Source organism: Mycobacterium sp. Panama NTM2 (assembly GCF_054355555.1).
On the sequence record NZ_CM135953.1, the window covers coordinates 3,309,404 to 3,332,716 of the forward strand.

Annotated in this window: 21 protein-coding genes; 6 read left to right on the plus strand and 15 right to left on the minus strand. The window is 70.2% G+C overall.

Annotation, left to right across the window (positions count from 1 at the left end; translation table 11 throughout):
* Nucleotide 1: 1 nt before the first annotated feature.
* From ftsW to ACXYX3_RS15645, 10 genes are all read right to left on the minus strand, one after another.
* A complete protein-coding gene (ftsW, locus tag ACXYX3_RS15600; RefSeq protein ID WP_458608131.1) occupies nucleotides 2-1,552 on the minus strand; it encodes a putative lipid II flippase FtsW in 1,551 nt (516 codons plus the stop codon).
* A 10-nt stretch (nucleotides 1,553-1,562) separates the two neighbouring features.
* Nucleotides 1,563-3,005, minus strand: coding sequence for a UDP-N-acetylmuramoyl-L-alanine--D-glutamate ligase (murD, locus tag ACXYX3_RS15605; RefSeq protein WP_458608132.1), 1,443 nt, complete (start codon nucleotides 3,003-3,005; stop codon nucleotides 1,563-1,565).
* A 1-nt stretch (nucleotide 3,006) separates the two neighbouring features.
* A complete protein-coding gene (gene mraY / locus ACXYX3_RS15610; protein ID WP_241207666.1) occupies nucleotides 3,007-4,086 on the minus strand; it encodes a phospho-N-acetylmuramoyl-pentapeptide-transferase in 1,080 nt (359 codons plus the stop codon).
* Nucleotides 4,083-5,567, minus strand: coding sequence for a UDP-N-acetylmuramoyl-tripeptide--D-alanyl-D-alanine ligase (locus tag ACXYX3_RS15615; protein ID WP_458608133.1), 1,485 nt, complete (start codon nucleotides 5,565-5,567; stop codon nucleotides 4,083-4,085). Before ACXYX3_RS15615 ends, mraY begins: the two co-directional genes overlap by 4 nt.
* On the minus strand, nucleotides 5,564-7,123 hold the full coding sequence (locus tag ACXYX3_RS15620; protein WP_458608134.1) for a UDP-N-acetylmuramoyl-L-alanyl-D-glutamate--2,6-diaminopimelate ligase: 1,560 nt from the start codon (nucleotides 7,121-7,123) through the stop codon (nucleotides 5,564-5,566). Before ACXYX3_RS15620 ends, ACXYX3_RS15615 begins: the two co-directional genes overlap by 4 nt.
* Nucleotides 7,124-7,175: 52 nt before the next feature.
* Nucleotides 7,176-9,119, minus strand: coding sequence for a peptidoglycan D,D-transpeptidase FtsI family protein (locus tag ACXYX3_RS15625; RefSeq protein WP_458608135.1), 1,944 nt, complete (start codon nucleotides 9,117-9,119; stop codon nucleotides 7,176-7,178).
* Nucleotides 9,116-10,099: a cell division protein FtsL gene (ftsL, locus tag ACXYX3_RS15630; RefSeq protein WP_458608136.1), complete on the minus strand. Its 984-nt coding sequence runs from the start codon at nucleotides 10,097-10,099 to the stop codon at nucleotides 9,116-9,118. The genes ACXYX3_RS15625 and ftsL overlap by 4 nt, the downstream gene beginning before the upstream one ends.
* Nucleotides 10,096-11,202, minus strand: coding sequence for a 16S rRNA (cytosine(1402)-N(4))-methyltransferase RsmH (gene rsmH, locus ACXYX3_RS15635; protein ID WP_241207661.1), 1,107 nt, complete (start codon nucleotides 11,200-11,202; stop codon nucleotides 10,096-10,098). Before rsmH ends, ftsL begins: the two co-directional genes overlap by 4 nt.
* A complete protein-coding gene (locus ACXYX3_RS15640) occupies nucleotides 11,177-11,611 on the minus strand; it encodes a division/cell wall cluster transcriptional repressor MraZ (RefSeq protein WP_241207660.1) in 435 nt (144 codons plus the stop codon). The genes rsmH and ACXYX3_RS15640 overlap by 26 nt, the downstream gene beginning before the upstream one ends.
* Nucleotides 11,612-11,903: 292 nt before the next feature.
* Nucleotides 11,904-12,320: a DUF3040 domain-containing protein gene (locus ACXYX3_RS15645; protein ID WP_241207659.1), complete on the minus strand. Its 417-nt coding sequence runs from the start codon at nucleotides 12,318-12,320 to the stop codon at nucleotides 11,904-11,906.
* 228 nt (nucleotides 12,321-12,548) lie between these two features.
* Between ACXYX3_RS15645 and ACXYX3_RS15650 the strand changes: the two genes are divergently transcribed.
* The 4 genes from ACXYX3_RS15650 (at nucleotide 12,549) to ACXYX3_RS15665 (ending at nucleotide 16,564) form a co-directional block, all read left to right on the plus strand.
* Entirely contained in the window at nucleotides 12,549-13,136 is a 588-nt protein-coding gene (locus ACXYX3_RS15650) for a GNAT family N-acetyltransferase (RefSeq protein ID WP_241207658.1), read from the plus strand.
* Between the two features lie 79 nt (nucleotides 13,137-13,215).
* Nucleotides 13,216-13,863, plus strand: a complete 648-nt coding sequence (locus tag ACXYX3_RS15655; RefSeq protein WP_458608137.1) for an LppM family (lipo)protein — start codon at nucleotides 13,216-13,218, stop codon at nucleotides 13,861-13,863.
* A 38-nt stretch (nucleotides 13,864-13,901) separates the two neighbouring features.
* Nucleotides 13,902-15,002, plus strand: a complete 1,101-nt coding sequence (gene idsA2, locus ACXYX3_RS15660) for a bifunctional (2E,6E)-farnesyl/geranyl diphosphate synthase (protein WP_241207656.1) — start codon at nucleotides 13,902-13,904, stop codon at nucleotides 15,000-15,002.
* 2 nt (nucleotides 15,003-15,004) lie between these two features.
* Nucleotides 15,005-16,564: an alpha-(1->6)-mannopyranosyltransferase A gene (locus tag ACXYX3_RS15665; RefSeq protein ID WP_458608138.1), complete on the plus strand. Its 1,560-nt coding sequence runs from the start codon at nucleotides 15,005-15,007 to the stop codon at nucleotides 16,562-16,564.
* Here ACXYX3_RS15665 and ACXYX3_RS15670 read toward each other — a convergent pair.
* Complete coding sequence (locus ACXYX3_RS15670) at nucleotides 16,485-16,889, minus strand: Rv2175c family DNA-binding protein (protein WP_241207654.1); 405 nt, start codon at nucleotides 16,887-16,889, stop codon at nucleotides 16,485-16,487. The genes ACXYX3_RS15665 and ACXYX3_RS15670 overlap by 80 nt on opposite strands.
* A gap of 72 nt (nucleotides 16,890-16,961) precedes the next feature.
* On the opposite strand from ACXYX3_RS15670, the gene ACXYX3_RS15675 reads away from it, so the two are divergent.
* Nucleotides 16,962-18,170, plus strand: coding sequence for a protein kinase domain-containing protein (locus ACXYX3_RS15675; RefSeq protein ID WP_241207653.1), 1,209 nt, complete (start codon nucleotides 16,962-16,964; stop codon nucleotides 18,168-18,170).
* Here the strand turns inward: ACXYX3_RS15675 and ACXYX3_RS15680 are convergent.
* From ACXYX3_RS15680 to ACXYX3_RS15690, 3 genes are read right to left on the minus strand one after another with little or no spacing between them, the layout of a single operon-like run.
* Nucleotides 18,167-19,555 (minus strand): class II 3-deoxy-7-phosphoheptulonate synthase, encoded by a 1,389-nt coding sequence (locus ACXYX3_RS15680; RefSeq protein WP_458608139.1) that lies wholly within the window; start codon nucleotides 19,553-19,555, stop codon nucleotides 18,167-18,169. The genes ACXYX3_RS15675 and ACXYX3_RS15680 overlap by 4 nt on opposite strands.
* 20 nt (nucleotides 19,556-19,575) lie before the next feature.
* Nucleotides 19,576-20,064 carry a polyadenylate-specific 3'-exoribonuclease AS gene (locus ACXYX3_RS15685; protein WP_241207651.1) on the minus strand — a complete coding sequence of 163 codons (489 nt, stop codon included), beginning with the start codon at nucleotides 20,062-20,064 and terminating at the stop codon, nucleotides 19,576-19,578.
* Nucleotides 20,064-20,936, minus strand: coding sequence for a hypothetical protein (locus ACXYX3_RS15690; protein ID WP_458608140.1), 873 nt, complete (start codon nucleotides 20,934-20,936; stop codon nucleotides 20,064-20,066). The genes ACXYX3_RS15685 and ACXYX3_RS15690 overlap by 1 nt, the downstream gene beginning before the upstream one ends.
* Before the next feature lie 96 nt (nucleotides 20,937-21,032).
* On the opposite strand from ACXYX3_RS15690, the gene ACXYX3_RS15695 reads away from it, so the two are divergent.
* Nucleotides 21,033-22,298, plus strand: a complete 1,266-nt coding sequence (locus ACXYX3_RS15695) for a glycosyltransferase 87 family protein (RefSeq protein WP_458608141.1) — start codon at nucleotides 21,033-21,035, stop codon at nucleotides 22,296-22,298.
* A 12-nt stretch (nucleotides 22,299-22,310) separates the two neighbouring features.
* Here the strand turns inward: ACXYX3_RS15695 and ACXYX3_RS15700 are convergent, their stop codons facing one another.
* Entirely contained in the window at nucleotides 22,311-23,225 is a 915-nt protein-coding gene (locus ACXYX3_RS15700; protein WP_458608142.1) for a hypothetical protein, read from the minus strand.
* Nucleotides 23,226-23,313 lie beyond the last annotated feature (88 nt).

Here is a 23,313-nt window from a genome sequence, read left to right on the forward strand (position 1 = left end):
CTCACCCGTGACGTTGACCTTCCAGTGTGCGAGCCCGTCGGCCCTGATTGCGCTGGCCAGCACCATAACCGACGGGTGGGGTGGCCGAGCGCACCGGGCGCTTGGCCGATCGCGACCGCGCAGCTTTCGCGGGCGTGGAGCCGGGCTTGGTGGCCTGCCGGGCGCTGCGGCCCGAGCGGGTCTTCAGGCGGTCACGCAGCGCCTCGGTGCGGGTGGGCACGTAGGGGGCGGGCAGCGGCAGACGCAAGAGCCGGTTGACCCGGTCGTCGCGGCCGGCGCGCAGCGCGGCGACGGCCTGCGGTTCGTGGCGCGCGGCGTTGGCCATGATGCCGATCATCAACAGCGTCGTGGCCGTGGACGTGCCTCCGGCGGAGATCAGGGGCAGCTGCAGCCCGGTGACCGGAAGCAGGCCGACGACGTAGCCCACGTTGATGAAGACCTGCGAGAGCACCCACAGCGTGGCCGTCGCGGTGAGCAGCCGCAGGAACGGATCCGCGGACCGTCGCGCGATACGCATGCCGGTGTACGCGAACAGGCCGAACAGGCACAGCAACCCGGCCGCGCCGATGAAGCCGAGTTCCTCGCCGACGATGGCGAAGATGAAGTCGTTGTGGGCGTTGGGCAGGTAGTTCCACTTCGCGGTGCCTTGGCCCAGACCGTCGCCGAACACGCCGCCGTTGGCCAGCGCGAAGCGGGCCTGGCGGGACTGGTAGCCCATGCCCTGCGCATCGGCGCCCGGGTTGAGCCAGGCCTGCACGCGCGCCGACCGGTAGCCGGCCGTCATGGCCAGCACCGCACCCGACACGACGACCGCGCCCAGCGAGGTGAGGAACACCCGCAGCGGAAGGCCGGCGTACCAGAGCAGACCGAGCAGGATCACACCCATCGACATCGTCTGCCCGAGATCCGGCTGGGAAACCACCAGGGCCAGCGCGATCACCGCGACCGGCACCAGCGGCACCAGCATCTCTTTGAGCGAGGCCTGCTCCATGCGGCGTGCCGCCAGCAGGTGCGCACCCCACACCGCCAACGCGATCTTGGCCAGCTCCGACGGCTGCATGGAGAATCCGGCGACGACGAACCAGCCGCGCGACCCGTTGGCCTCTTTGCCGATGCCGGGGATGAGCACCAGGACGAGCAGCACGATCGTGAACAGGAAGCTGCTGAATGCGAAGCGGCGCATCACCGCCACCGGCGTGCGCATCGCGATGTAGAACGCGAGCAGGCCGATCGCCGTCCACAGCACCTGCTTGCCGAAGACCGCCCACGGCGAGCCGTCCATGTCGTAGGAGTAGACACCCGAGGCCGACAGCACCATCGTCAAGCCCATCGTGATGAGCAGCGCGGTCACGGCGATGATCAGGTGGAACGACGTCATCGGCCGGTCCAGCCAGGCTCCGACGCGGGTGCGCGGTGCGGTCGCGGCACCGCCGGAGTCATGCGAGGACGACGTGGACGACTTTCCCGCGGTCAGCGCAGGCAGGGCGGTCCCCGCATCGTCGGCCGCGGGGTTGGCGCGCCGGTGGCGCAGCCGGGCGAGGATCGCGCTCATCGGTGACCCGCTACCGAAGCGCTGCGCGTACGGCCGCGGCGAACGTGTCGCCCCGGTGCCCGTAGCTGCGGAACTGGTCGAAGGAGGCGCCTGCCGGTGCGAGCAGCACCGTGTCGCCGGGTCCGGCGAGACCGCGCGCAGCGTCCACGACGGCCGCCATGACGGCGTCGGCCACCGGACCGTCACCCGCCCGAGCGTGAGTCACACCTGTCACAGCTTTCTCAACCACCCCAGAATCCTCCCCCGTCAGCACCTCGACGACGGGGACATCCGGCGCGTGTCGTGCCAGCGCCTGCGCCACGACCGCCCGGTCGCGGCCCAGCAGAACGACCCCGACCAGGCGGTTCGCCACCGCGACCAGCAGCTCGTCGACCGAGGCGCCTTTGAGTAGACCGCCGGCGACCCAGACCACCCGGGGGAAGGCGCTGATCGACGCGCGGGCGGCGTGCGGATTGGTGGCCTTGGAATCGTCGACGTAGGTCACCCCGTCGGCCACGGCCACCACCTCGGCGCGGTGCCGGCCCACCGCGAACGTCTCGAGCGCCTGCGCCACCGCGGCGGCGGGCACCTCGACCGCCCGTGCGAGCGCCGCGGCCGCCAACGCGTTCAGCACACCCACCGGGCCGGCCACCGGGACCCGCGCGGCCTCGGCCAGCACCAGACCCTCGGCGAACGCGTTGTCGACCAGATGACCGTCGGCCACCCCCAGCTCACCGGGGCCCGGCTCACCGAGCCGGAAGCCGACCCGGGTCGGCGCGGCGCAGTCGGCCAGCAGCGCCGCCGCGATCGCATCGTCCACACCGCCCACGGCGATCGGCCCGGTCAGCGCCCGCGCCTTGTCCTGGGCGTAGGCCTCGAGCGAGCCGTGCCAGTCCACGTGGTCCTCCGCCACGTTGAGCACTGCGCCCGCATCCGGGTGCACCGACGGCGCCCAGTGCAGCTGGAAGCTGGACAGCTCGACGGCCAGCACGTCGACCGGCTGGTCCAACACCGCCAGTACCGGCTCGCCGATGTTGCCGCACAGCGCCGAGCGCCGGCCCGCCGCGCACAGCATCGCGTGCAGCATCGACGTCGTCGTGGTCTTGCCGTTGGTGCCGGTCACGACCAGCCACGTCTTGGGCGGCCCGTAGTGCCCGGCCCGGTCCAGCCGCCAGGCGAGCTCGACGTCGCCCCACACCGGGACGCCGGCCGCCGCGGCCGCCGCGGGCACCGCGCCCTCCGGCGGGATGCCGGGGCTGACGACGACGAGATCGAACTCCGCGATGGTCGCGGCGGCGCCGGCAGGGTCGACGACCGCGCCACCCTGCTGCGCGTAGGCCGTCAGGGCCGACGGGCTGTCGTCGGTGAGGGTGGCGCGCGCGCCCAGCGGCGTCAGCGCCGCCAGCACCGCGCGGCCGGTGATGCCGGCGCCCACGACCAGCACCGCGGCGCCGGGTGCGATGACGTCGCTCACCTCACGCCCCGACGGTCGTCAGCCACTCGCTGTAGAACAGCGCCACCCCGAGCCCGCACGCGATCGCGGTCAGCAGCCAGAACCGGATGATCACCGTGGTCTCCGCCCAGCCCACCAACTCGAAGTGATGATGGAACGGCGCCATCCGGAACACCCGGCGGCCCGTGGTGCGGAACGCCATGATCTGCACCACCACCGAGGTGACCTCGGCGACGAACAGCGCGCCCAGCACCACCGCGAGCATCTCGGTGCGGCTGGTCACCGACAGGCCGGCGATGATGCCGCCCAGAGCCAGCGACCCGGTGTCGCCCATGAAGATCTTGGCCGGGGCGGCGTTCCACCACAGGAAGCCGATGCACGCCCCGGCGGTGGCCGCGGCGATGATCGCCAGATCCAGCGGGTCGCGCACGTTGTAGCAGCCCAGGCCCGGGCTGGTGGCGCAGGCGTTGCGGAACTGCCAGAACGTGATCAGCACGTAGGCGGCACACACCATCGCCATCGCGCCGGCGGCCAACCCGTCCAGGCCATCGGTGAAGTTCACCGCGTTCGACCAGGCGCTCACGACCACCACGCAGAACAGCACGAAGATTGCCGGAGCCAGCGTGACCGTGGCGATTTCCCGCACGTAGGACAGCTCGGCGCTGCCGGGGGTCAGGCCGTCGGCGTTGCGGAACTGCAGCGCGAGCACACCGAACAGCACGGCGGCGACCAGGATGCCGACGGTCTTGGCCGTCTTGTTCAGCCCGAGGTTGCGGGCGCGGCGCAACTTGATCAGATCGTCGACGAACCCGACGACGCCCAGCGCGGTGGCCAGGCCGAGCACGAGCAGCCCTGACGCCGACGGCCCCTTGCCGTCGATCACCACGCCGACCAGATGCGTGCCGAAGTAGCTGGCCCAGATGCCGGCGACGATCGCGACACCGCCCATCGACGGCGTGCCCCGCTTCTTGGCGTGGCTGGGCGGACCGTCCTCGCGGATCTCGTGACCGAAACCCTGCCGGGTGAACAGCCGGATCAGCACCGGGGTGAGCAGGATCGACACGAAGAGCGCGATCCCGACCGCGATCAGGATCTGCCTCATCGGCCGTCCTCGGCGATCAGCGCATCGGCCACAGCGTCCAGCCCGGCGGCTCGGGACGCCTTGACCAGCACCACGTCGCCGGGCTGCAACTCCGCGCGCAGCACATCGAGCGCGGCCTCGGCATCGGCGACGGGCGTGGCCTCCGAGCCCCAGGAGCCCTCCATCACCGCGCCGTTGAACATGGCGCTCATAGGCCTCCCGGTTCCGACGACGATGAGTCGAGAGACATCTAAGCGCACGGCCAACCGCCCGATGCGGTCGTGCTCGGTAATCGAGTCCTCGCCGAGCTCGCCCATCTCACCGAGCACCGCCCACGTGCGGCCTTCGCGACCCATCCACGCCAGCGCCTTGAGGCCGGCGCTCATCGAGTCGGGGTTGGCGTTGTAGGCGTCGTTGATGATCGTCACGCCGTCGCTGCGGGTGGTGACCGCCATCCGCTGCGCCGACACGGGTCCGGCGCCTGCCAGCGCGTCGGCGATCTGGGTCAACGTTGCCCCGCACTCCAGCGCCACCGCGGCCGCGCACAGCGCATTCGAGACCTGGTGGTCACCGTGCACCGCCAGCGAGACGCCGACCTGCCCGTCGACGGTGTGCAGCGTGAACTCCGGGCGCGCGAGCGCGTCGAGGCTGACATCGTCGGCCCACACGTCGACGGTGGTGTCGGAGGAGTCGGCGCGCCCGACCCGCACGACGCGCGCCTGCGTCACCTCGGCCATCTTCGCAACGATCGAGTCGTCGGCATTGAGGATCACCACACCGGAGGACGGAACAGATTGCGGCAGTTCGGATTTCGTCGCCGCGATCGCCTCCCGCGAGCCGAACTCGCCGAGATGGGCGGTGCCCACGTTGAGCACCACCGCGATCGACGGGCGCGCGATCCGCGCGAGCGCGGCGATGTTGCCGCGGTGGCGCGCCGACATCTCGAGAACGAGGAAGTCGGTGTCGGCGGTCGCCCGCAACACCGTCCAGGGATGACCCAGTTCGTTGTTGAACGATCCGGGCGGAGCGATCACCTGACCCAGCGGGGCGAGGACGGCGGCGATCAGATCCTTGGTCGACGTCTTACCCGACGATCCGGTGATCCCGATGATCGTCAGGCCATCGGCGGCCAGCTCGGCGGCCACCGCGGCCGCCAACCTGGCGAGCGCGGCCAGCACCGCCGCGCCCGACCCGTCGGCATCGTGTTCGAGCACGCTGGCCGCACCGTCCTCGGCGGTGACCGGGTCGACGACGACCGCGGGCACTCCTACCGGGCGCGCGGCGAGCACGCCGACCGCACCGGCGTCGAGCGCCGCCGCGGCGAAGTCGTGGCCGTCGGAGCGTGCCCCCGGCAGCGCGAGGAACAGGCTGCCCGGACCGACGGCGCGGGAGTCGAATTCGACGGTCCCGGTGACGCGCAGCGTGGCCGCCTCCTCGGCACCGACGTCGGCGAGCCGGCCGCCCACGATGTCGGCGATCTGGGCCAGCGACAGCTCGATCATCGGTCCTGTCCGCCCGCGGTCAGCGCATCGAGTGCGGCGGCGAGCTCCGCGCGGTCGTCGAACGGCCGGGTGACACCCCGGCTGGTCTGGCCCGTCTCGTGGCCCTTGCCCGCGATCAGCACCACATCACCCTCCCGCGCCCACGCCACCGCGTGATCGATCGCCGCCCGGCGCTCGCCGATCTCGATCACCTCGGCGCGCCCACCCGCGGTGCCGGCCACGATCGCGGCCCTGATGTCCGAGGGCTCCTCGTCGCGAGGATTGTCGTCGGTGACCACCACGAGGTCGGCCAACCCAGCCGCGACCTCTCCCATCGGGAAACGCTTGCCCGCATCGCGGTCACCGCCCGCTCCGAACACAACGGCGAGCCGGCCGGCGCACTGGCTGCGCAGCGTCTCGAGCACCGCCTGCAGCGCCCCCGGCTTGTGGGCGTAGTCGACGACGGCCAAGAACGGCTGCCCGCGGTCCACCCTCTCCAGCCGTCCCGGCACCGTCGCCGCCCGCAGGCCGGGCACCGCCTGCTCGGGCGACACCCCCACCGCGTCGAGCAGTGCCAGCGCCAGCGCGGCGTTGGCGATGTTGTAGCGACCCGGCAGGCCGATCTCGACACCGTGGTGCACCCCGGCCGGGTCGACGACGACGAAATCCTGGACGCCAGCGGGTCCATCGACGGGCTCGGCCCGGATCTGCTCCACAGTCCAGTCGGCGGTGCCGGCCGGCGTCGCCTGCAGGGCGACCGTGACCGCGGTGTCGGCGCGCCGCGCCATCGCACGACCCCACTCGTCGTCGACGCAGATCACCGCCTCGGCGGCATGCGTCGGCGACGCGGGATCGAACAGTTTGGCCTTGGCCTCGAAGTACTCCTCCATCGTGGAGTGGAAGTCGAGGTGGTCGCGGGACAGGTTGGTGAAGCCGCCGACGGCGAACGACGTGCCGTCCACCCGGCCGAGAGTCAGCGCGTGGCTGGACACCTCCATCACCACGGTGTCGACTCCGCGCTCGAGCATGACCGCGAACAGCGCCTGCAGATCGGGCGCTTCGGGGGTGGTCAACCCGCCGGCCTCGTCGCGGCCGTCGATGCGGACCCCGACGGTGCCGATCAGCCCGGCCACCCGCCCGGCCGCCCGCAGACCGGCCTCGATCAGATAGGTGGTGGTGGTCTTGCCCGACGTACCGGTGACCCCGATGACGCGCAATCGCGTCGACGGATTCCCGTAGACGGCAGCCGCCGCCGCACCCAGCACCGTGCGCGGGTGCGCGTGCAGCAGCACCGGCACACCGATGTCGCCGGCGGCCGAGAGCTCGGCCAGCCCGTCGTGATCGGTCAGCACCGCGACCGCACCGCGCGACACCGCGTCGGCCGCGTAGCGAGCTCCGTGAGAGCGTGCGCCCGGCAGTGCGGCGAACAGATCACCCGGGCGGGCGTCCTGGCCCCGCAGCGTCACTCCCGTCAGGTGCAGCTGCGGCAGCGGGTCGACCTCGGCGTGCACCGCGGAGATGAGACGAGCCATTTCCCCGAGCGGTAGGCCTGCGGGATGGTTGGGGCGCAGATTCATGGCCATGTCACAGTACCCAGCCCCGCACCCGGCCCGTGGCCGCCTGCGAGCGTCACCCCGCCTGGAGGGTGAGCGGCGCCCCGGGGTCCTTGGACAGCGGCACGTTCTCCCGCTGCAGCAGCCACGACGCGATGTTGTGGAACAGCGGCGCCGCCGAGGAACCGGGCGACCCGTCAGCGGCCCGGTGCGGCGCATCCATCATCACGCCCACCACGTAGCGCGGGTCGTCGGCCGGCGCCATGCCCGCGAACGTGATCCAGTAGACGTCGTCGTAATAGCAGCCGCAGGCGGGATTGATCTGCTGCGCGGTGCCCGTCTTGCCGGCGATCTGATATCCCTCGACCGCCGCGGCGGGTCCGGTGCCCTGCTGAATCCCCATCGGGTCGCGCTGCACGATCGCACGGAACATGTTGCGCACCGTGCGCGCGGTCTCCGGCGAGACCACCCGGACACCCTCGGGCCGCGGTTCGTCGGTGCGGGTGCCGTCGGGGGCGATCGTCGCTTTCAGGATGCGCGGCGGAATCCGCACACCGTCGTTGGCGATCGCCTGGTAGATGCCCGACATCTGCAGCAGGGTCATCGAAAGGCCCTGTCCGATCGGGAGATTGGAGAAGGTGCTGCCCGACCATTGGTCGATGGGCGGAACCAGCCCCGCGCTCTCACCGGGCAGTCCGACACCGGTGCGCTGACCGAGGCCGAACTTGCGCAACATCTCGGCGTACTTCTGCGGCCCGACGCGCTGGGCCAGCATGAGCGTCCCGACGTTCGACGACTTCCCGAACACGCCGGTGGTGGTGTACGGCATGGTGCCGTGGTTCCATGCGTCGCGGACGGTGACGCCGCCCATGTCGATCGAACCGGGAACCTGCAGGACCTCGTCCGGGGTGGACAGATGGTTCTCGATCACCGATGCCGCGGTGATGATCTTGTTGACCGACCCCGGTTCGAACGGCGACGACACCGACAGATTGCCCAGCTCCCGGGTGGATTGCTTGCTGATGTCCTGGCCGGGGTTGAAGGTGTTGTCGTTCGACATCGCCAGCACCTCACCGGTTTTGGCGTCGAGCACCACCGCGGAGACGTTCTTCGCGCCAGAGGCGTCCTTGGCCATCTGGACCTGCTGCTGGACGTAGAACTGGATGTCGTCGTCGAGGGTCAGCATGACCGTCGACCCGTTCACCGCGTCGTGCCGATTGCGGAGGCTGCCCGGAATCATGACGCCGTCGGAGCCACGGTCGTAGGTGACCGAGCCGTCGGTTCCGGCGAGCACCGAGTCCAGGGAATCCTCCAGGCCCAGCAGGCCGTGGCCGTCCCAGTCGATGCCACCGACGACGTTGGCCGCCAGCGACCCACCCGGGTATTGGCGCAGATCCTGACGTTCGGCGCCGACCTCGGGGAAGTCGGTGGTGATCGCGTCGGCGATCGCGGGATCGACCGCACGGGCCAGATACACGAACGTCTCGTTGCTGCGCAGCTTCTTGAGCACCGTGGCGCTGTCGGGTTTGTTGCCCAGCCGGGACGCGACCCCGTCGGCGATCTGCCGCAGGCGCGCATCCGGCGTCGGGACGGTCACGGCCGAGCCGCCACCGTCCTCGCTCTCGGCCGCCTTGCTCTTGTCGTAAGCCTCTTGCAACTGCTTGCGCACCCGCTGCGGCTGGAACGTCAGCGCGCGGGCCTCGATGGTGAACGCCAGCTTGTCGCTGTTGCGGTCCACGATCGAGCCGCGCACCGCGGCGTCGACGTCGGTGACCTTGAGCTGGCCCGCGGCCTCGGCGCGCAGCCCGTCGGCCCGCGGCACCTGCAGCGTGAACAGCTGGGCGGCGGCGAGCACGAGCAGCAGGAAGATCACCGCGTTGCCGGTGCGGTGCCGGAAGACGAAGGACGCGCTGCGCAGCCCGCTGGTCGTGACTGGCCGGCGCACCCGGCGCGACCGCGCCGAGCGTTCGGCACTCCCCGCGCGCGGGGTTCGGCGCGCGGGCTGCGCCTTGCGACTCATGCCGGCGGGCCCGGCACCGGTGCGGCGGGCTCGACGGGCACGGGGGCGGGCAGTGCGGCGGGCGCCGGACCGGGCAAGGGACCGGGCAAGGGACCAGGCATCGGACCGGGCAGGGCACCGCCGACCGTGTGCGGCACCTCGACACCGGGCGCCTGAGCAGGCAGCGGCGCCTGGCCGGGCAGCAGCGGCGCAGTGAGGGGCATGGTCTGCGACGGTAGCCGGACCGGGACCTCAGACGGCGTTACGACGCGCGGAGCGGGCGGCGCGGGCGGAGCAGGCTCGGGCAGCGGCGCGTTCAGTGGGGGCGGCGGCACGCCCTCGGCGGGCTTCGGGGTGCCGACCACGACCCAGTTGCCCGAGGCGTCCTGCACCAGATGGGCGGTGTCGCGGGACGGGATCATCCCGAGATTGCGGGCCGCCTCGGCCAGCGCAGGCGCCGCCTGCGCCTGCAGCACATCGCGTTCCAGGGCCTCCTTCTGTTGCAGCAGCGCCTGGTTGACCTGGCGCGCGTGCCCCAGCTGATACGACCGCTCGGCCGCGTCGGTCGACAGCCACAGCGTGACTCCCAAGCCCAGCCCGAGGCAGCCGATGACCAGCACCACGAACGGTACCCGCGCGACGAGGCGACGCGGATTGAGATCGATCGACGCGAGGCGGACCAACAGACGCTGCCGCAGTGGCGGCCGCACGACCTTGGGCGCCTTGGCCTTACGCGCCTTCGCCCGAGCCTTCGCCTGGCTCGCGGTCTTCGGCCGGGCCGGGGTGTCGGTGAGCCGCTGGATCGGCGTCGTGCGGGGCGCAGGCCGGCTCCGGTCGCCGGCACGGGCCCGCGGCGACGCGTCGACGGGCGCACGCCCGGCGTCGCGGACCGGACGGCGGCCCGCCTTCTTCGCCGTGCCCGCTGCAGCGCGGGACGAGGCGCGAGCCTTGGTGTTCTTGCCTGCCTTCGGGCCCGCCTTGGGCGTTCTCTGGGTCTTCATCGGTGCTGCCCCCCAACTTTCTCCAACGCGCGCAACCGAACCGGAGCGCTTCTGGGATTTCGGTCGATCTCCTGCGCACTCGCGCGTTCGGCGCCTCGGGTCAGTGCGATGAATTCGGGTCCGTGGCCGGGTAATTCGACCGGCAGACCGGCAGGCGTCCGCGACGCCGTCGCTGCGGCGAACTCCTGCTTCACGATGCGGTCTTCCAGCGACTGGTAGGCCATCACCGCGATGCGTCCGCCGGACCGCAACGCGCGCAAGGCCTTCGGGATCGCCAGCCGCAGTGCGTCGAGCTCTGCGTTGACCGCGATGCGCAGCGCCTGGAAGGTGCGCTTGCCGGGGTGTCCGCCGGTGCGCCGGGCCGGCGCCGGGATCGCCTGGTAGAGCAGCTCGACCAGTTCACCGGTCGAGGTGAAGGGAGTGACCGCGCGGCGGCGCACGATGTGGGCGGCGATGCGTCCGGCGAATTTCTCCTCGCCGTACTCGCGCAGAATGCGCGCGATCTGTTTCTCCTCGTAAGTGTTGAGAATGTCCGCTGCCGTCAGCGGGGCGTCGGAGTCCATCCGCATGTCCAGCGGGGCGTCGGTGGCGTAGGAGAACCCGCGCTCTGGTTGGTCGAGCTGCATGGAGGACACGCCGAGGTCGAACAGGAACGCATCGATGTCGGTCAGCTCGAATCCGTCGTAGCGGGTGTGGATCGCGGTGAACCGGTCGCCGAACGGCGCCAGTCGGTCGCCGGCGATCCGCAGAGCCTGGGGGTCGCGGTCCAGCCCGACGACGCGCAGTGCCGGGAAATCGGTCAGGAAGCGTTCGGTATGCCCTCCGGCACCCAGGGTGGCGTCGACCAGGGTCGCGCCGGCGCCGTCGTCGCCGTGCCGGGTCAGCGCGGGCGCGAGGAGCTCGACGCAGCGGTTGAGCAGAACCGGAACGTGCGGCTGGTCGGTCATCGCAGCACCCTCAGCGATCGGGGCGGCCCCTGCGGCGAGGTCCCTGTCCGAGAGCACGGACCTGACGTCGGGGAAGTACGTCAGGGCCGGTTCGGGCAGAGGCCGCGCCGCACGGGCCTGCGGGGCCAGGTCAAATGATGTCGCCGAGTGCTTCATCGCTGGCCGCGGAGAAGTTCTCTTCGTGAAGCTCCTGGTAGTCCTGCCATGCCTGGGCGTCCCAGATCTCGAGGAATTCGATCGAGCCGATGACCACGCACTCCTTGCTGAGGTTCGCGTAGCGGCGGTGCTCGGCGGACAGCGTGATCCGGCCCTGGGTGTCCGGATACTGCTCGTCGGTGCTGGCGGCCAGGTTGCGCAGGTAAGCGCGTGCCTGCGGGTTGCCCCGCTTCGCCCGGCCGGAGATCTCGGTGACCATTTCCTCGAACTCCGCCCGCGGATAGACAGCCAGGCTGTGATCTTGACTCTTGGTGACCATCAACCCTCCTGCCAGTGCGTCGCGGAACTTGGCGGGCAACGTGAGTCGCCCCTTGTCATCGAGCTTGGGCGTGTAGGTGCCGAAGAACATCTCGCCACCTCGCTCAGACCTCGCCCTGGCGGAACCCCGGTCGCTCCGTTGTCCGCCACTTTACCCCACAATCCCCCACTTTGCGCCTAAGCACGGGTGGCATTCCGTGTCCGTCCCCACTCGGCGCAGGTCAGAGTCCGTGAAGAGAAGCCCGAAGGGCTCCGCACTCACCCCCGCCGACGAAGGAAATCGCAGCTCAAAGCCACCACGCACGCTCGACGGGGCATGGTGGGGGGTGGTGGGGCAAAAAAGAGGGGCAGCCCTGGCGGGCTGCCCCTGAGTGCGCGAAACGCTATTCGTCGAAGCGGCGGCGGAACCGGTCTTCCATGCGACTGGTGAACGAGCCACCACCACCCTTGGCACGCTTGCCTCGATTGGCCGGGCCACCGGAGCCACCGCCGGACGCCGGCCGCTCACCCGGCGCACCCATCCGGGGACCGGTGATCGCGAAGACGACACCGCCGAACATCACGATGAAGCCGATCACCGACAGGATCGGGAAGCTGCCGATCATGGTCGCCTTGAACGCCACACCCGAGACCAGCATCGCGAGGCCCACCACGAACAGTGCGGCGCCTTGCAACCGGCGCCGCGTCGAGGGCGCCCTCAGAGTCCCGCCGCGAACGCTGGACGCGAACTTGGGATCCTCGGCATAGAGCGCGCTCTCGATCTGATCGAGCATGCGCTGCTCATGATCGGAGAGTGGCATTCGTCCCTCCCTCTTGCCGTGGGGGCGTCTCAGTCGTTCAAACATCAGGGTGTGCCCGTATGGACGGGCACGCAACGTCAATGATACGAGCAGAATCTGAGCCGTACCACCTACTTCGGTCCCCGATTCTATGACGAGGCGCTGTCGTCGGATGCCGCGCGTCACTTTGGCTCCGATCCGTCCGATAATGGTGGCGGCCATCGGGTCACCACAGGGAAGGGCACATACTTGGCGACGCATCTGATCGAGCTGTCGCCCACCGACATGCAGCGCCGCCTTCGTGACGCACTGTCCATCTACGTCGACGCGATGCACTACCCCCGCGGCACCGAAGAACACCGTGCCTCGATGTGGGTCGAGCACACCCGCAGGCGCGGATGGAAGGCGGTGGCCGCGGTCCAGACGAGCGACGATCCCGGCGAGGCGGAACTGACCGACGCGCCGATGCTCGGCATCGCCTACGGCTACTGCGGTGCGCCCGACCAGTGGTGGCAACAGCAGGTGGTCGCGGGACTGCGCCGCAGCGGCGCCGACGCCGCGCGCATCTCAGCACTGATGACCAGCTATTTCGAGCTCACCGAACTGCACATCCTGCCGCCGGCGCAGGGCCGCGGACTGGGCGAGGCCCTCATCCGTGCCCTACTGCAGGGCCGCGACGAGAACCACGTGCTGCTCTCGACGCCCGAGATCAACGGCGAGGCCAACCGCGCCTGGCGCCTCTACCGCCGGCTCGGCTTCGCCGACGTCATCCGCGGCTACCACTTCTCCGGAGATCCGCGGGCGTTCGCGATCCTCGGACGCGCGCTGCCGCTGTAGTCGCTCGCGCGGGTACGCGGTCTGGCACGATGACCCGGTGCGCAACCGCCACCGGACCTCCAGGCGTGTCCTCGGAATCATGCTCGTGCTCCTGGTGCTGGCACCGTCGCTGATCGGCTGCGTCCGGGTGCGCGCTTCGCTGACGGTCTCCCCCGACGACCGGGTCTCCGGCCAGATCGTGGCCGCGGCCAAACCGCGCGACGAGAGCGACAGGGGCCCGCAGCTGCTCAACAACCTGCCCTTCGCGCAGAAGGTCGCGGTCTCCGACTACAGCCGCGACGACTACGTCGGCTCCCAGGCCGTGTTCTCGGACCTGACCTTCGCCGAGCTGCCCCAGCTGGCCGGCATGAACCGCGACGCCGCCGGCGTCGACATCTCGCTGCGCCGGGCCGGCGACCTCGTCATCCTCGAAGGCCGCGCGGACCTGACGTCGCTCAGCGATCCGGAAGCCGACGTGTCGCTGTCGGTGTCTTTCCCCGGCGAGGTCACCTCCACCAACGGCGACCGGGTGTCCTCGGAGGTGGTCGAGTGGAAATTGCGGCCCGGGGTCGTCAGCACGATGAACGCCCAGGCCCGCTACACGGATCCCAGTGCGCGTTCGTTCACCGGCGCAGCGATCTGGCTCGGCGTCGCGTCCGTGATCGTCGCCGGCATCATCGGCGCGCTCGCCTACAACAACCGGGACCGCTCGCCAAAACCCGGGCAGCTCGAAGAACCTCTACGCTGAGCACGCAGACGAACGGAAGAAAGGGGCGCCCGCTGAGCGTGGATGCCAACCCCACCCGAAACGCCACTGCGGCCCCGTCGGCCGTCGAGCTGGCCGCGGCCGTCACCGAACAGCTTCGCGGCTACCTGCAGCAGCGCCGCCGCGATGCGGCCTACATCGGCACCGACTACGCGGTCTTGACCGAAGCCCTCGAGGAATTCGTCCTGCGCGGCGGTAAGCGACTGCGCCCCGCATTCGCGTACTGGGGGTGGCGCGCCGTCGCAGGTACCGAGCCCGACGCCGCGGTACTACGCCTGTTCGCGGCACTGGAACTGCTGCATGCGTGCGCCCTGGTGCACGACGACGTGATCGACGCCTCGGCGACGCGGCGCGGTCTGCCCACCGTGCACCGCATCTTCTCCGACCGGCACCGCGAGCAACGCTGGCACGGCTCCCCCGACCAGTTCGGGCTGTCGGCGGCCATCCTGCTCGGCGATCTGTCCCTGGTGTGGGCCGACGACATCGTCACCACGGCGCCCATCGGAGCCGACGCGCAAGCCCGGGTGCAGCGGGTGTGGGCGGCGATCAGGACCGAGGTGCTCGGCGGCCAGTACCTCGACATCGTCAACGAGGCCAGCGGCGCCGACACGGTGGCCGCGGCCCTGACCGTCAACACCTACAAGACGGCCTCCTACACCATCTCGCGTCCGCTGCAGTTCGGCGCCGCAGCCGCCGGGGACCGCCCCGAGATCCAGGACGCCTTCCACGAGGTGGGCACCGGCCTCGGGATCGCGTTCCAGCTGCGCGACGACGTGCTCGGCGTGTTCGGCGACCCGGCCGTCACCGGGAAGCCGTCCGGGGACGATTTGCGTTCCGGTAAGCGCACCGTGCTGCTCGCCGAGGCGATCGCGCTGGCCGAACAGCGGGACCCGGTCGCGGCCAAACTGCTCCGCACCTCCATCGGCACCGATCTGTCCGACGACGCGGTCACCGAGCTGCGTGCGCTCATCGAATCCGTGGGGGCACTGGCAGCAGTCGAGAATCGCATCGAGACCCTGACCGCGACCGCGATCGCCACCCTCGACTCGGCGCCCATCGACGCGCAGGCGCGGGCCGGCTTGACCGAGCTCGCCAGATTGGCCGCGAACCGCACCGCGTAGGCATGACGACACCCGCGCTCTCCTCCGCACCGCCACTGTCGCGGTTCCGCGCCTTCGCGGGGTCTGCGGCGGCCAAACCGGCCTGGGTCGGCGCGCTGGGGGCTGTGCTGGTTGCCGCCGGCGGCCTCGGTGCCGGCAGCACCCGCCTGCACGACCCGGTCCTCGAGTCGATGCATCTGTCGTGGCTGAGATTCGGCCACGGCCTGGTGCTCTCGTCGCTGCTGCTGTGGAGCGGTGTGGTGCTGATGCTGGTGGCCTGGCTGTGGCTCGGCCGGCACGTGATCGCCCGCACCGCAACGCACTACACCATGGTGGTCACCACCGGCTTCTGGCTCGCCCCGCTTCTGCTGAGCGTGCCGCTGTTCAGCCGCGACACCTACTCCTACCTCGCGCAGGGCGCCCTGCTGCGCGACGGATTCGACCCCTACCTGGTCGGCCCGATCGAGAACCCGAACTCGCTGCTGGACAACGTGAGTCCCATCTGGACCACCACGACGGCGCCGTACGGGCCGGCGTTCATCCTGATCGCCAAGTTCGTGACCATGGCCGTCGGGAACGACGTCATCGCCGGCACCATGCTGTTGCGGCTGTGCATGTTGCCGGGGCTGGCCCTGCTGATCTGGGCGGTCCCGCGGGTGGCGCGGCACGTCGGAGCGAACACCGCAGCCGCCCTGTGGATCTGCGTGCTCAACCCGCTGGTGATCATCCAGCTGATGGGCGGGGTCCACAACGAAATGCTCATGGTGGGCCTGATGATGGCCGGCATCGCGCTGTGCTTCGGTGACCGGTGCGTGGCCGGCGTGACGCTGATCGGGGTCGCCGTCGCGGTCAAAGCCACGGCGGGCCTGGCTCTTCCGTTCATGGTGTGGGTGTGGGCGCGCTCGCTGCAGCGGCGTCGCGGCTACTCCCGGGGCAAGGCGTTCCTGATCGCCGCCGCGTCCGCCGTGGTGGTGTTCGCGGCCGTGTTCGCCGTGCTCTCGCTGGCCGCGGGCGTGGGTCTGGGATGGCTGACCGCGCTGGCGGGTTCGGTGAAGATCATCAACTGGCTGACCGTGCCCACCGCGATCGCGAACCTCACCAATGCGGTGATCGGCCTCGTGATCCCCGTCAACTTCTATGCGGTGCTGGACATCCTGCGCATCATCGGGATCGGGATCATCGCCGTCTCGGCACCGGTGCTCTGGTGGCGGTACCGGCGCACCGACCGCGACGCCCTGATGGGCATCGCCACGCTGATGGTGATCGTGGTCCTGTTCGTGCCCGCCGCGCTGCCGTGGTACTACACGTGGCCGCTCGCGGTGATGGCCGCGCTCGCCCAGTCGCCGCGGGCCATCGCGCTCATCGCGGCCTTCTCGACGTGGATCACGGTGATCTGGCGGCCCGACGGAGCCCACGGCATGTACTCGTGGTTCCACGTGGCGCTCGCGACCTCCTGCGCGGCGGCCGCGTGGTACTGGTTACACCGGGCCCCTGCCACGGAGCTCAGTACGCCATCGCCTGCGCGCGGCGAACCACCTCTCGAGCCTGATGCGAATGCAACGCGTCCACCGGGCGCGCATTAGCCAACCCCTCGGTCGAGCCGTCGCGCCGGATCGTCAATGACGGATCCGGGGTGAACAGCCAGCGCACGATCTCGGTTTCGTGGTAGCCGCCGTCGTGCAGCACGACCAGCAGCCCCGGCAGCGGCTTGACCACGTGCCCCTTGTCGTCGAAGAAGACCTTGGGGATCACCACGTCGCGGCCGCGGCGCACGGCCACCAGGTGGCCCTCCCGGAGATGCTGATGGACCTTGCTCACCGGAACCTTCAACAGCCGCGCGACAGTGGGCAGGTCGTAGACGTCCTCGTCGGGAGCCAACACGTCCTCGGCAGTCGGAATGCTGCTCATCGCACAGAGTCTAGGCCCATCGCGGCGCAGGGCGATGCCGCTTGGCGGGCCGGCGGTGTCCCGCCTCGTACCATGAGTCCGATGGAGACCTTCCAGCCGACCGGCGGGCTGACCGGCGCAGTGCTGGACGGCCGCTACCGAGTCGGTCCGCTGATCGCCACCGGCGGAATGTCCGCGGTGTACCGCGGCGTCGATGTGCGGCTGGACCGCCCGGTCGCGCTGAAGGTCATGGACAGCCGCTACGCCGGCGACGAACAGTTCCTCACCCGGTTCCAGCGTGAAGCGCGGGCCGTCGCACGGCTCAAGGACCCCGGGTTGGTCGCTGTCTACGACCAGGGCGGCGGCGCCCGCAGCGGCGAACCCCCGTACCTGGCGATGGAACTCGTCGACGGCGGCACCCTGCGCGAATTACTCCGCGAGCGCGGTCCGATGCCGCCGCACGCAGTGGCCGCGGTGCTACGCCCCGTGCTCTCGGGCCTCGCCGCCGCCCATCGCGCCGGGCTCGTGCACCGCGACGTCAAACCGGAGAACGTGCTCATCAGTGACGACGGAGAGGTCAAGATCGCCGACTTCGGCCTGGTGCGGGCACTGGCCGAGGCCAAGATCACCGCGACGAGTGTGATTCTCGGCACCGCCGCATATCTGGCGCCCGAGCAGGTGGCGTCAGGGGACACCGACGCGCGTGGCGACGTGTACGCCGTCGGCGTGCTCGTGTTCGAACTGCTCACCGGCGCCACGCCGTTCACGGGAGACACTCCGCTCGCGGTGGCCTATCAGCGGCTGGACCACGATGTGCCACCGCCCAGCAGCCGGATCGCCGGTGTGCCACGGCAATTCGACGAACTCGTGGCGTGCGCGACGGCACGTGACCCGGCGGGCCGGTTCGCCGATGCAGCCGAGATGGGCGAAGAGCTCGACACGATCGCCACCCGACTGGGGCTACCCCGCTTCACCGTGCCGGCACCGCGCAACTCTGCGATGCACCAGTCGGCGTCCGTCGTCGACACCCCCACCACGAACCTCGCCGGTCCGCGGCACACCCGCGTGATGGAACGCGTCGACGCACCCGAACCCGAACCCACCGAGCTGGACCCCGACGACGATGACGAATACCGGCCGCCGACAGGGCGATTCGCCGGGATCGACCTCGAGGAGTTCTATTGGGCCCGCCAGCGCGCGCGACGCGTGCTGGCATTCTGGGTCATCGCCGTGCTGACACTGGCCGGGCTGGCCGCTGCGGGCGCGTGGACGCTCGGCACCAACCTGCCCAACCTGCTCTAGTCGCGCAGCATCTCCGCGACCAAGAACGCCAACTCGAGCGACTGCTGCGTGTTCAGCCGAGGATCGCAGGCCGTCTCGTAGCGACCCGCCAGGTCGGTGTCCGAGATGTCCTGCGCCCCACCGAGACACTCGGTGACATTCTCGCCGGTGATCTCGACGTGGATGCCACCGGGGTGGGTGCCCAGCGCGTGGTGCACCTCGAAGAAGCCCTGCACCTCGTCGACGATGCGATCGAAGTGGCGCGTCTTGTAGCCCGTGGACGACTCATGGGTGTTGCCGTGCATCGGGTCGCACTGCCAGATCACCTGGTGCCCCGACGCCTGCACCTTCTCGATGATCGCCGGCAGCACGTCGCGGACCTTGTGGTTGCCCATGCGGCTGACCAGCGTCAGCCGGCCCGCCTCGTTGTGGGGGTCCAGCCGCTCGACGTACTCCACGGCCAGTTCCGGCGACGTCGTCGGCCCGATCTTGATCCCGATCGGATTGGCGATCACCTCGGCGAATGCGACGTGCGCGCCGTCGAGCTGGCGGGTCCGCTCCCCGATCCACAGGTAGTGCGCGGACAGGTCGTACAGCTTGGGGCCCGTCGGCGATTCCGTGTCCATCCGCAGCATCGCGCGCTCGTAATCCAACACCAGCGCCTCGTGGCTGGCGTAGATCTCTGCGGTGTCGAGGTTGCGGTCGTCGACCCGGCAGGCCGTCATGAACCGCAATCCGCGGTCGATCTCCCCGGCCAGCGCCTCGTAGCGCGCCCCGGCGGGCGAGGTCCGGACGAACTCACGGTTCCACTCGTGCACGTGGTGCAGCGAGGCCATCCCCGACGACGTCAGCGCCCGCACCAGGTTCATCGCGGCACTGGCGTTGGCGTAGGCACGCACCAGACGCGACGGATCATGCTGGCGGACCAGGGCATCGGGGGCGAAGCCGTTGACCATGTCGCCGCGGTAGGACTTCAGACCCAGCGCGTCGGTGTCCGACGAACGCGGTTTGGCGTACTGCCCGGCGATGCGGGCGACCTTCACCACCGGCATGCTCGCGCCGTAGGTCAGCACCACCGCCATCTGCAGCAACGTGCGGATGTTGGCGCGAATGTGCGGTTCGGTGTTGTCGACGAACGTCTCGGCGCAGTCGCCGCCCTGCAGCAGGAACGCCTTGCCGCGCGCCACGTCGGCCAGCTGGGCCTTGAGCTTCTCGACCTCCGTCGGCACAGTGACCGGCGGCACGCTCTCCAGCACGGTGCGCATCGCGGCGGCCTGGCCGGCGTCCCAGCTCGGCTGCTGCAACGCCTCACGGGCCAGCGCCGCGTCCAGGCGCGCACGGAGATCCTCGGGCAGCGGAGGCAGCGCAGGCAGCTGGTCGATGGGTACGTCGACGGTCCAGTTCACCCGTCCATGGTAACGGCGGGTCAAAACCGCTTTTCGTCGGTGATCAGCCGGTACCGGACCAGGTTGTGCTTGGCGTCGACCAGCGCGTCGTGGGCGTCGCGCGGCCGGGGCGGCATGCGGGGGCAGCCGTGATCCTCCCAGTACTGGCGCAGCTCACGGGTGAACCGCGGCATTGCCGGCGGCAGGTCCGTCATCGGACCCCACAGCTGGCACAGCACCACATGGTCGTAGGCGCCCACCCAGGCCCACAGCTCGATCGGTTCGTCGCCGTCGACGCCGAAGAAGTCCTCCAGTTCCGAGCGGATCTGCCGTCGCGACCGCCACAGCTTCGACGCAGGCGACGGCAGCTTCGGCAGCACGTTCTTGCGCACCCAGCGGCCCGCGCGCTCGGGGTCGAACTCGGTGGAGATGGCGTAGTACTCGCGACCGTCCTCCGCGGCCACACCGATGGAGATCAGCTCGATCGTGCGCCCGTTGTCGATGAACTCGGTGTCGTAGAAGTAGCGCACTAGGCGACGTCCCTGCTGGGCGCCGGCGCCGCGTGGATCTCGCGGTCGAGCTCCTGATCGACGAGCTTGTCGTCGGGGAACTTCGGCATGCCCGAGATCGCATCCTGGAGCCAGAGCTTGGCCTGGATGACCGGCCGGCGCAGCCAGCGTTCCCGCTCGAGGGCGCGGTGCATCTTGCGCGGACGGTTGGTGTACCGCCACCGCGCCCAGGGTGCGTGCGGACGAGAGAGCCGTATCGCGCCGATGACCAGCAGCGGGGTGATGAACATGCCGATCAACCCGGTCCACACCTTCCCTTTCAGCAGCACGATCACCGCCAGCGCCAACGTGAGCACCGCCGTGCCGATCACCAGTACGCGTGCCGCCACGGAGTCGTCGTCGCGCCAGATCGTGACGTCGAAGAACGACAGCGGATTGAAGCCGAGGATCAGCAGACCCGCCACCGCCACGGCGACGAACACCGCGTCCACCGACGCCCGGCCGTCCTCGGACCAGTACACATCGGACAGGTGAAGGATCAGCGCGAACTCGTCGAGCACCAGCGCCGCACCGATCCCGAAGACGATCGAGGCCGCGGTGAACTCGGGTACTCCCCCGTCGACCGCCAGCGCGACCATCGCGACCCCGGAGACCATCACCAGGATCACCCCGATCACCACGTGGTGGATGTGCAGCCCGCCGCCGCCGGAGATGTTGCGCGGCTGCCACCATTTGCGGGGCGCGTCGCTGTCGGCGTGCCTGCGGATGTACCGCACGATCGTGCGGGTCACGAAGAACGTCAGGATGAACGCGACCAGGCAGCACACCAGCGGCAACCGGGAGTACGGGATGCCGTCGGGTAACCCGAAGTCGAAGTCCAGGGACGCATGCACGAGGAGAACGTACGCCAAAAGTCCCGTCGACCTGCCCGTGTCGCGGCCCGGTCTGGCGCGGATGCCGCGACGGGCACCGATACTCTGGTCCGCGTTATGAGGACGTTGCGGGCGAGGTGGGTGCCGACGCTGGCCTGGCGGCTGTTCTGCCTGCTGGCGGCGATGGCGCTGATCGGCGTGGCGTGGCAGCTGCTGGGCCATGTCCCCTACCGGATCGACATCGACGTCTACCGCATGGGTGGACGGGCCTGGCTGGACGGCCGGCCGCTCTACGCCGACGGCGCGATGTTCCACACCCGCGGCGGCATCGACCTGCCGTTCACCTATCCGCCGCTGGCCGCCGTGGTGTTCTCACCGTTTGCGCTGCTGAGCCTGGAGGCAGCCAGCATCGCGATCACGGTCACCACGCTGATCCTGCTGCTGGTGTCCACGGTGATCCTGCTGACTCGTCTGCAGGTGTGGCCGAGGACGCAGATCACCGGCGAGCCGGCATGGCTGCGCCGCTGCTGGCTGGCCGCGGCGATCGTGGCGCCCGCGGTGGTCTACCTGGAGCCGATCCGCGCGAACTTCGACTTCGGCCAGATCAACGTCGTGCTCATGACGCTGGTGATCGCCGACTGCGTGCCGCGGCGCACGCCGTGGCCGCGAGGTCTGCTGCTGGGCCTGGCGATTGCTTTGAAGCTCACCCCGGCGGTGTTCCTGCTGTACTTCCTGCTGCGCCGTGACACGCGCGCACTTCTCGTGACCGTGGCCTCGGCGGCCGGGGCGACGCTGCTGGGCTTCGCGTTCGCGTGGCGGGATTCGTGGGAGTACTGGACCGAGACGGTGCGCAACACCGACCGGATCGGTACCGCGACGCTGAACACCAACCAGAACATTGCCGGCGCGCTGGCCCGGCTGGGCCTCGGCGACGACGTGCGCTTCGTGCTGTGGACGGTGCTGTGCTTCGCGGTGCTGGCGTTGACGGTGTGGGCGGTGCGCCGGGCGCTGCGCGCCGAGCAGCCGGTCCTGGCGCTGATGTGCGTGGCGATGTTCGGGCTGGCCGTGTCGCCGGTGTCGTGGTCACACCACTGGGTGTGGACGCTTCCGGTGATGGTGACGACGGCGGTGCTCGCGGTGCGGCTGCGGCACGCCGGTCTGGCGGCGGTGTTCCTGGTCGGGCTGCCGCTCATGGTGTGGACGCCGATCACGCTGCTCCCCGAGCACCGCGAGACCACCGCGTCGCTGTGGCGGCAGGTGGCCGGCGCGTCCTATCTGTGGTGGGCGCTGGCCACTATCGTCGTCGCAGGCACGGTCACCGCGCGGGCAGCACGCTACCGGAACACTGCCGGGGTACCCGCCGTCGACGCGGTCCAGGCGTAGATCCGCACTCCCTCAAGCGGCGTCCCTGAAGCGCCCAAACCGACGATTGGGCGCGAAAGCGCGAGTGGCCCACGCCATTGTGTCGATCTCAGCGCCGCCGCGGCGCAGATAGGCCTCGTACACACGCGCGATCACCTCGCGCGGCGCATCCTCGTTGACGACGGTGACCACCTCCCAGTCGAGCCCGGCGAGCATCGGAAGTCGCCGCCTGTCTTTGAGGTACTGGGAGCGCTCCGTCTGATGTTGGGCGCCGTCGTATTCGACGGCAAGCCCCAGGTTGCGCCAGCCCATGTCCAACACCGCGGTTAAGCCGTCGGCGGTGCACACCTCGATCTGCGTCTCCGGGCGGGGGAAGCCGTTGTCGACGAGCAGGAGCCGCAGCCAGCTCTCCCGAAGCGACTCCGCACCGGCGTCGACCAGCGGCAGCAATTCCCGTAGCTGGCGGACCCCGCGCACCGGACCGTAGTGGTCGATGAGGCGCTGCACGTCAGCCGCCGCGAACGGCGCAGCGCGCATCAACGCGTCGATTCTGCCCAGGGCCAGTGCGCACGGTTGATGTCGGCCGAGGTCGAAAGCCGTGCGTGCCGCGGTCGTGACAGGCAGACCCGCCACAACAGTGAGCTCGTCAGGACGGTAGCGGTCCATGCGGATCACCAGCCCGGGCTGCCGACGTCGTTCCGACACCAGCAGCTCGATCGGCTCGCGCGCATCGACCCACCGCGCACCGTGCAATGCTGACGCGGCGGCGCCCGCGATGACGCCGAGCCGATCCGACGTCAACCAGGCGCCGAGGATGCGGTCGTCGAGTGCGGGGACCGCGTGCTTGGGCATGTAGACGCCCCGGAACATCTGCGTGTACCAGCGCCGCAGCTCGTGGCGGGGGACGCCGTCACCGAGTGCTTCGCGGCCGAGAAAGACCTCTGTCATGACGGCATCGTGGCCCTGCCCTCCGACAAGGCCCGCCCGCCGCCGTCGAACACGACGAAATGGCGTCGATCACTCGCACTTTCCCGCC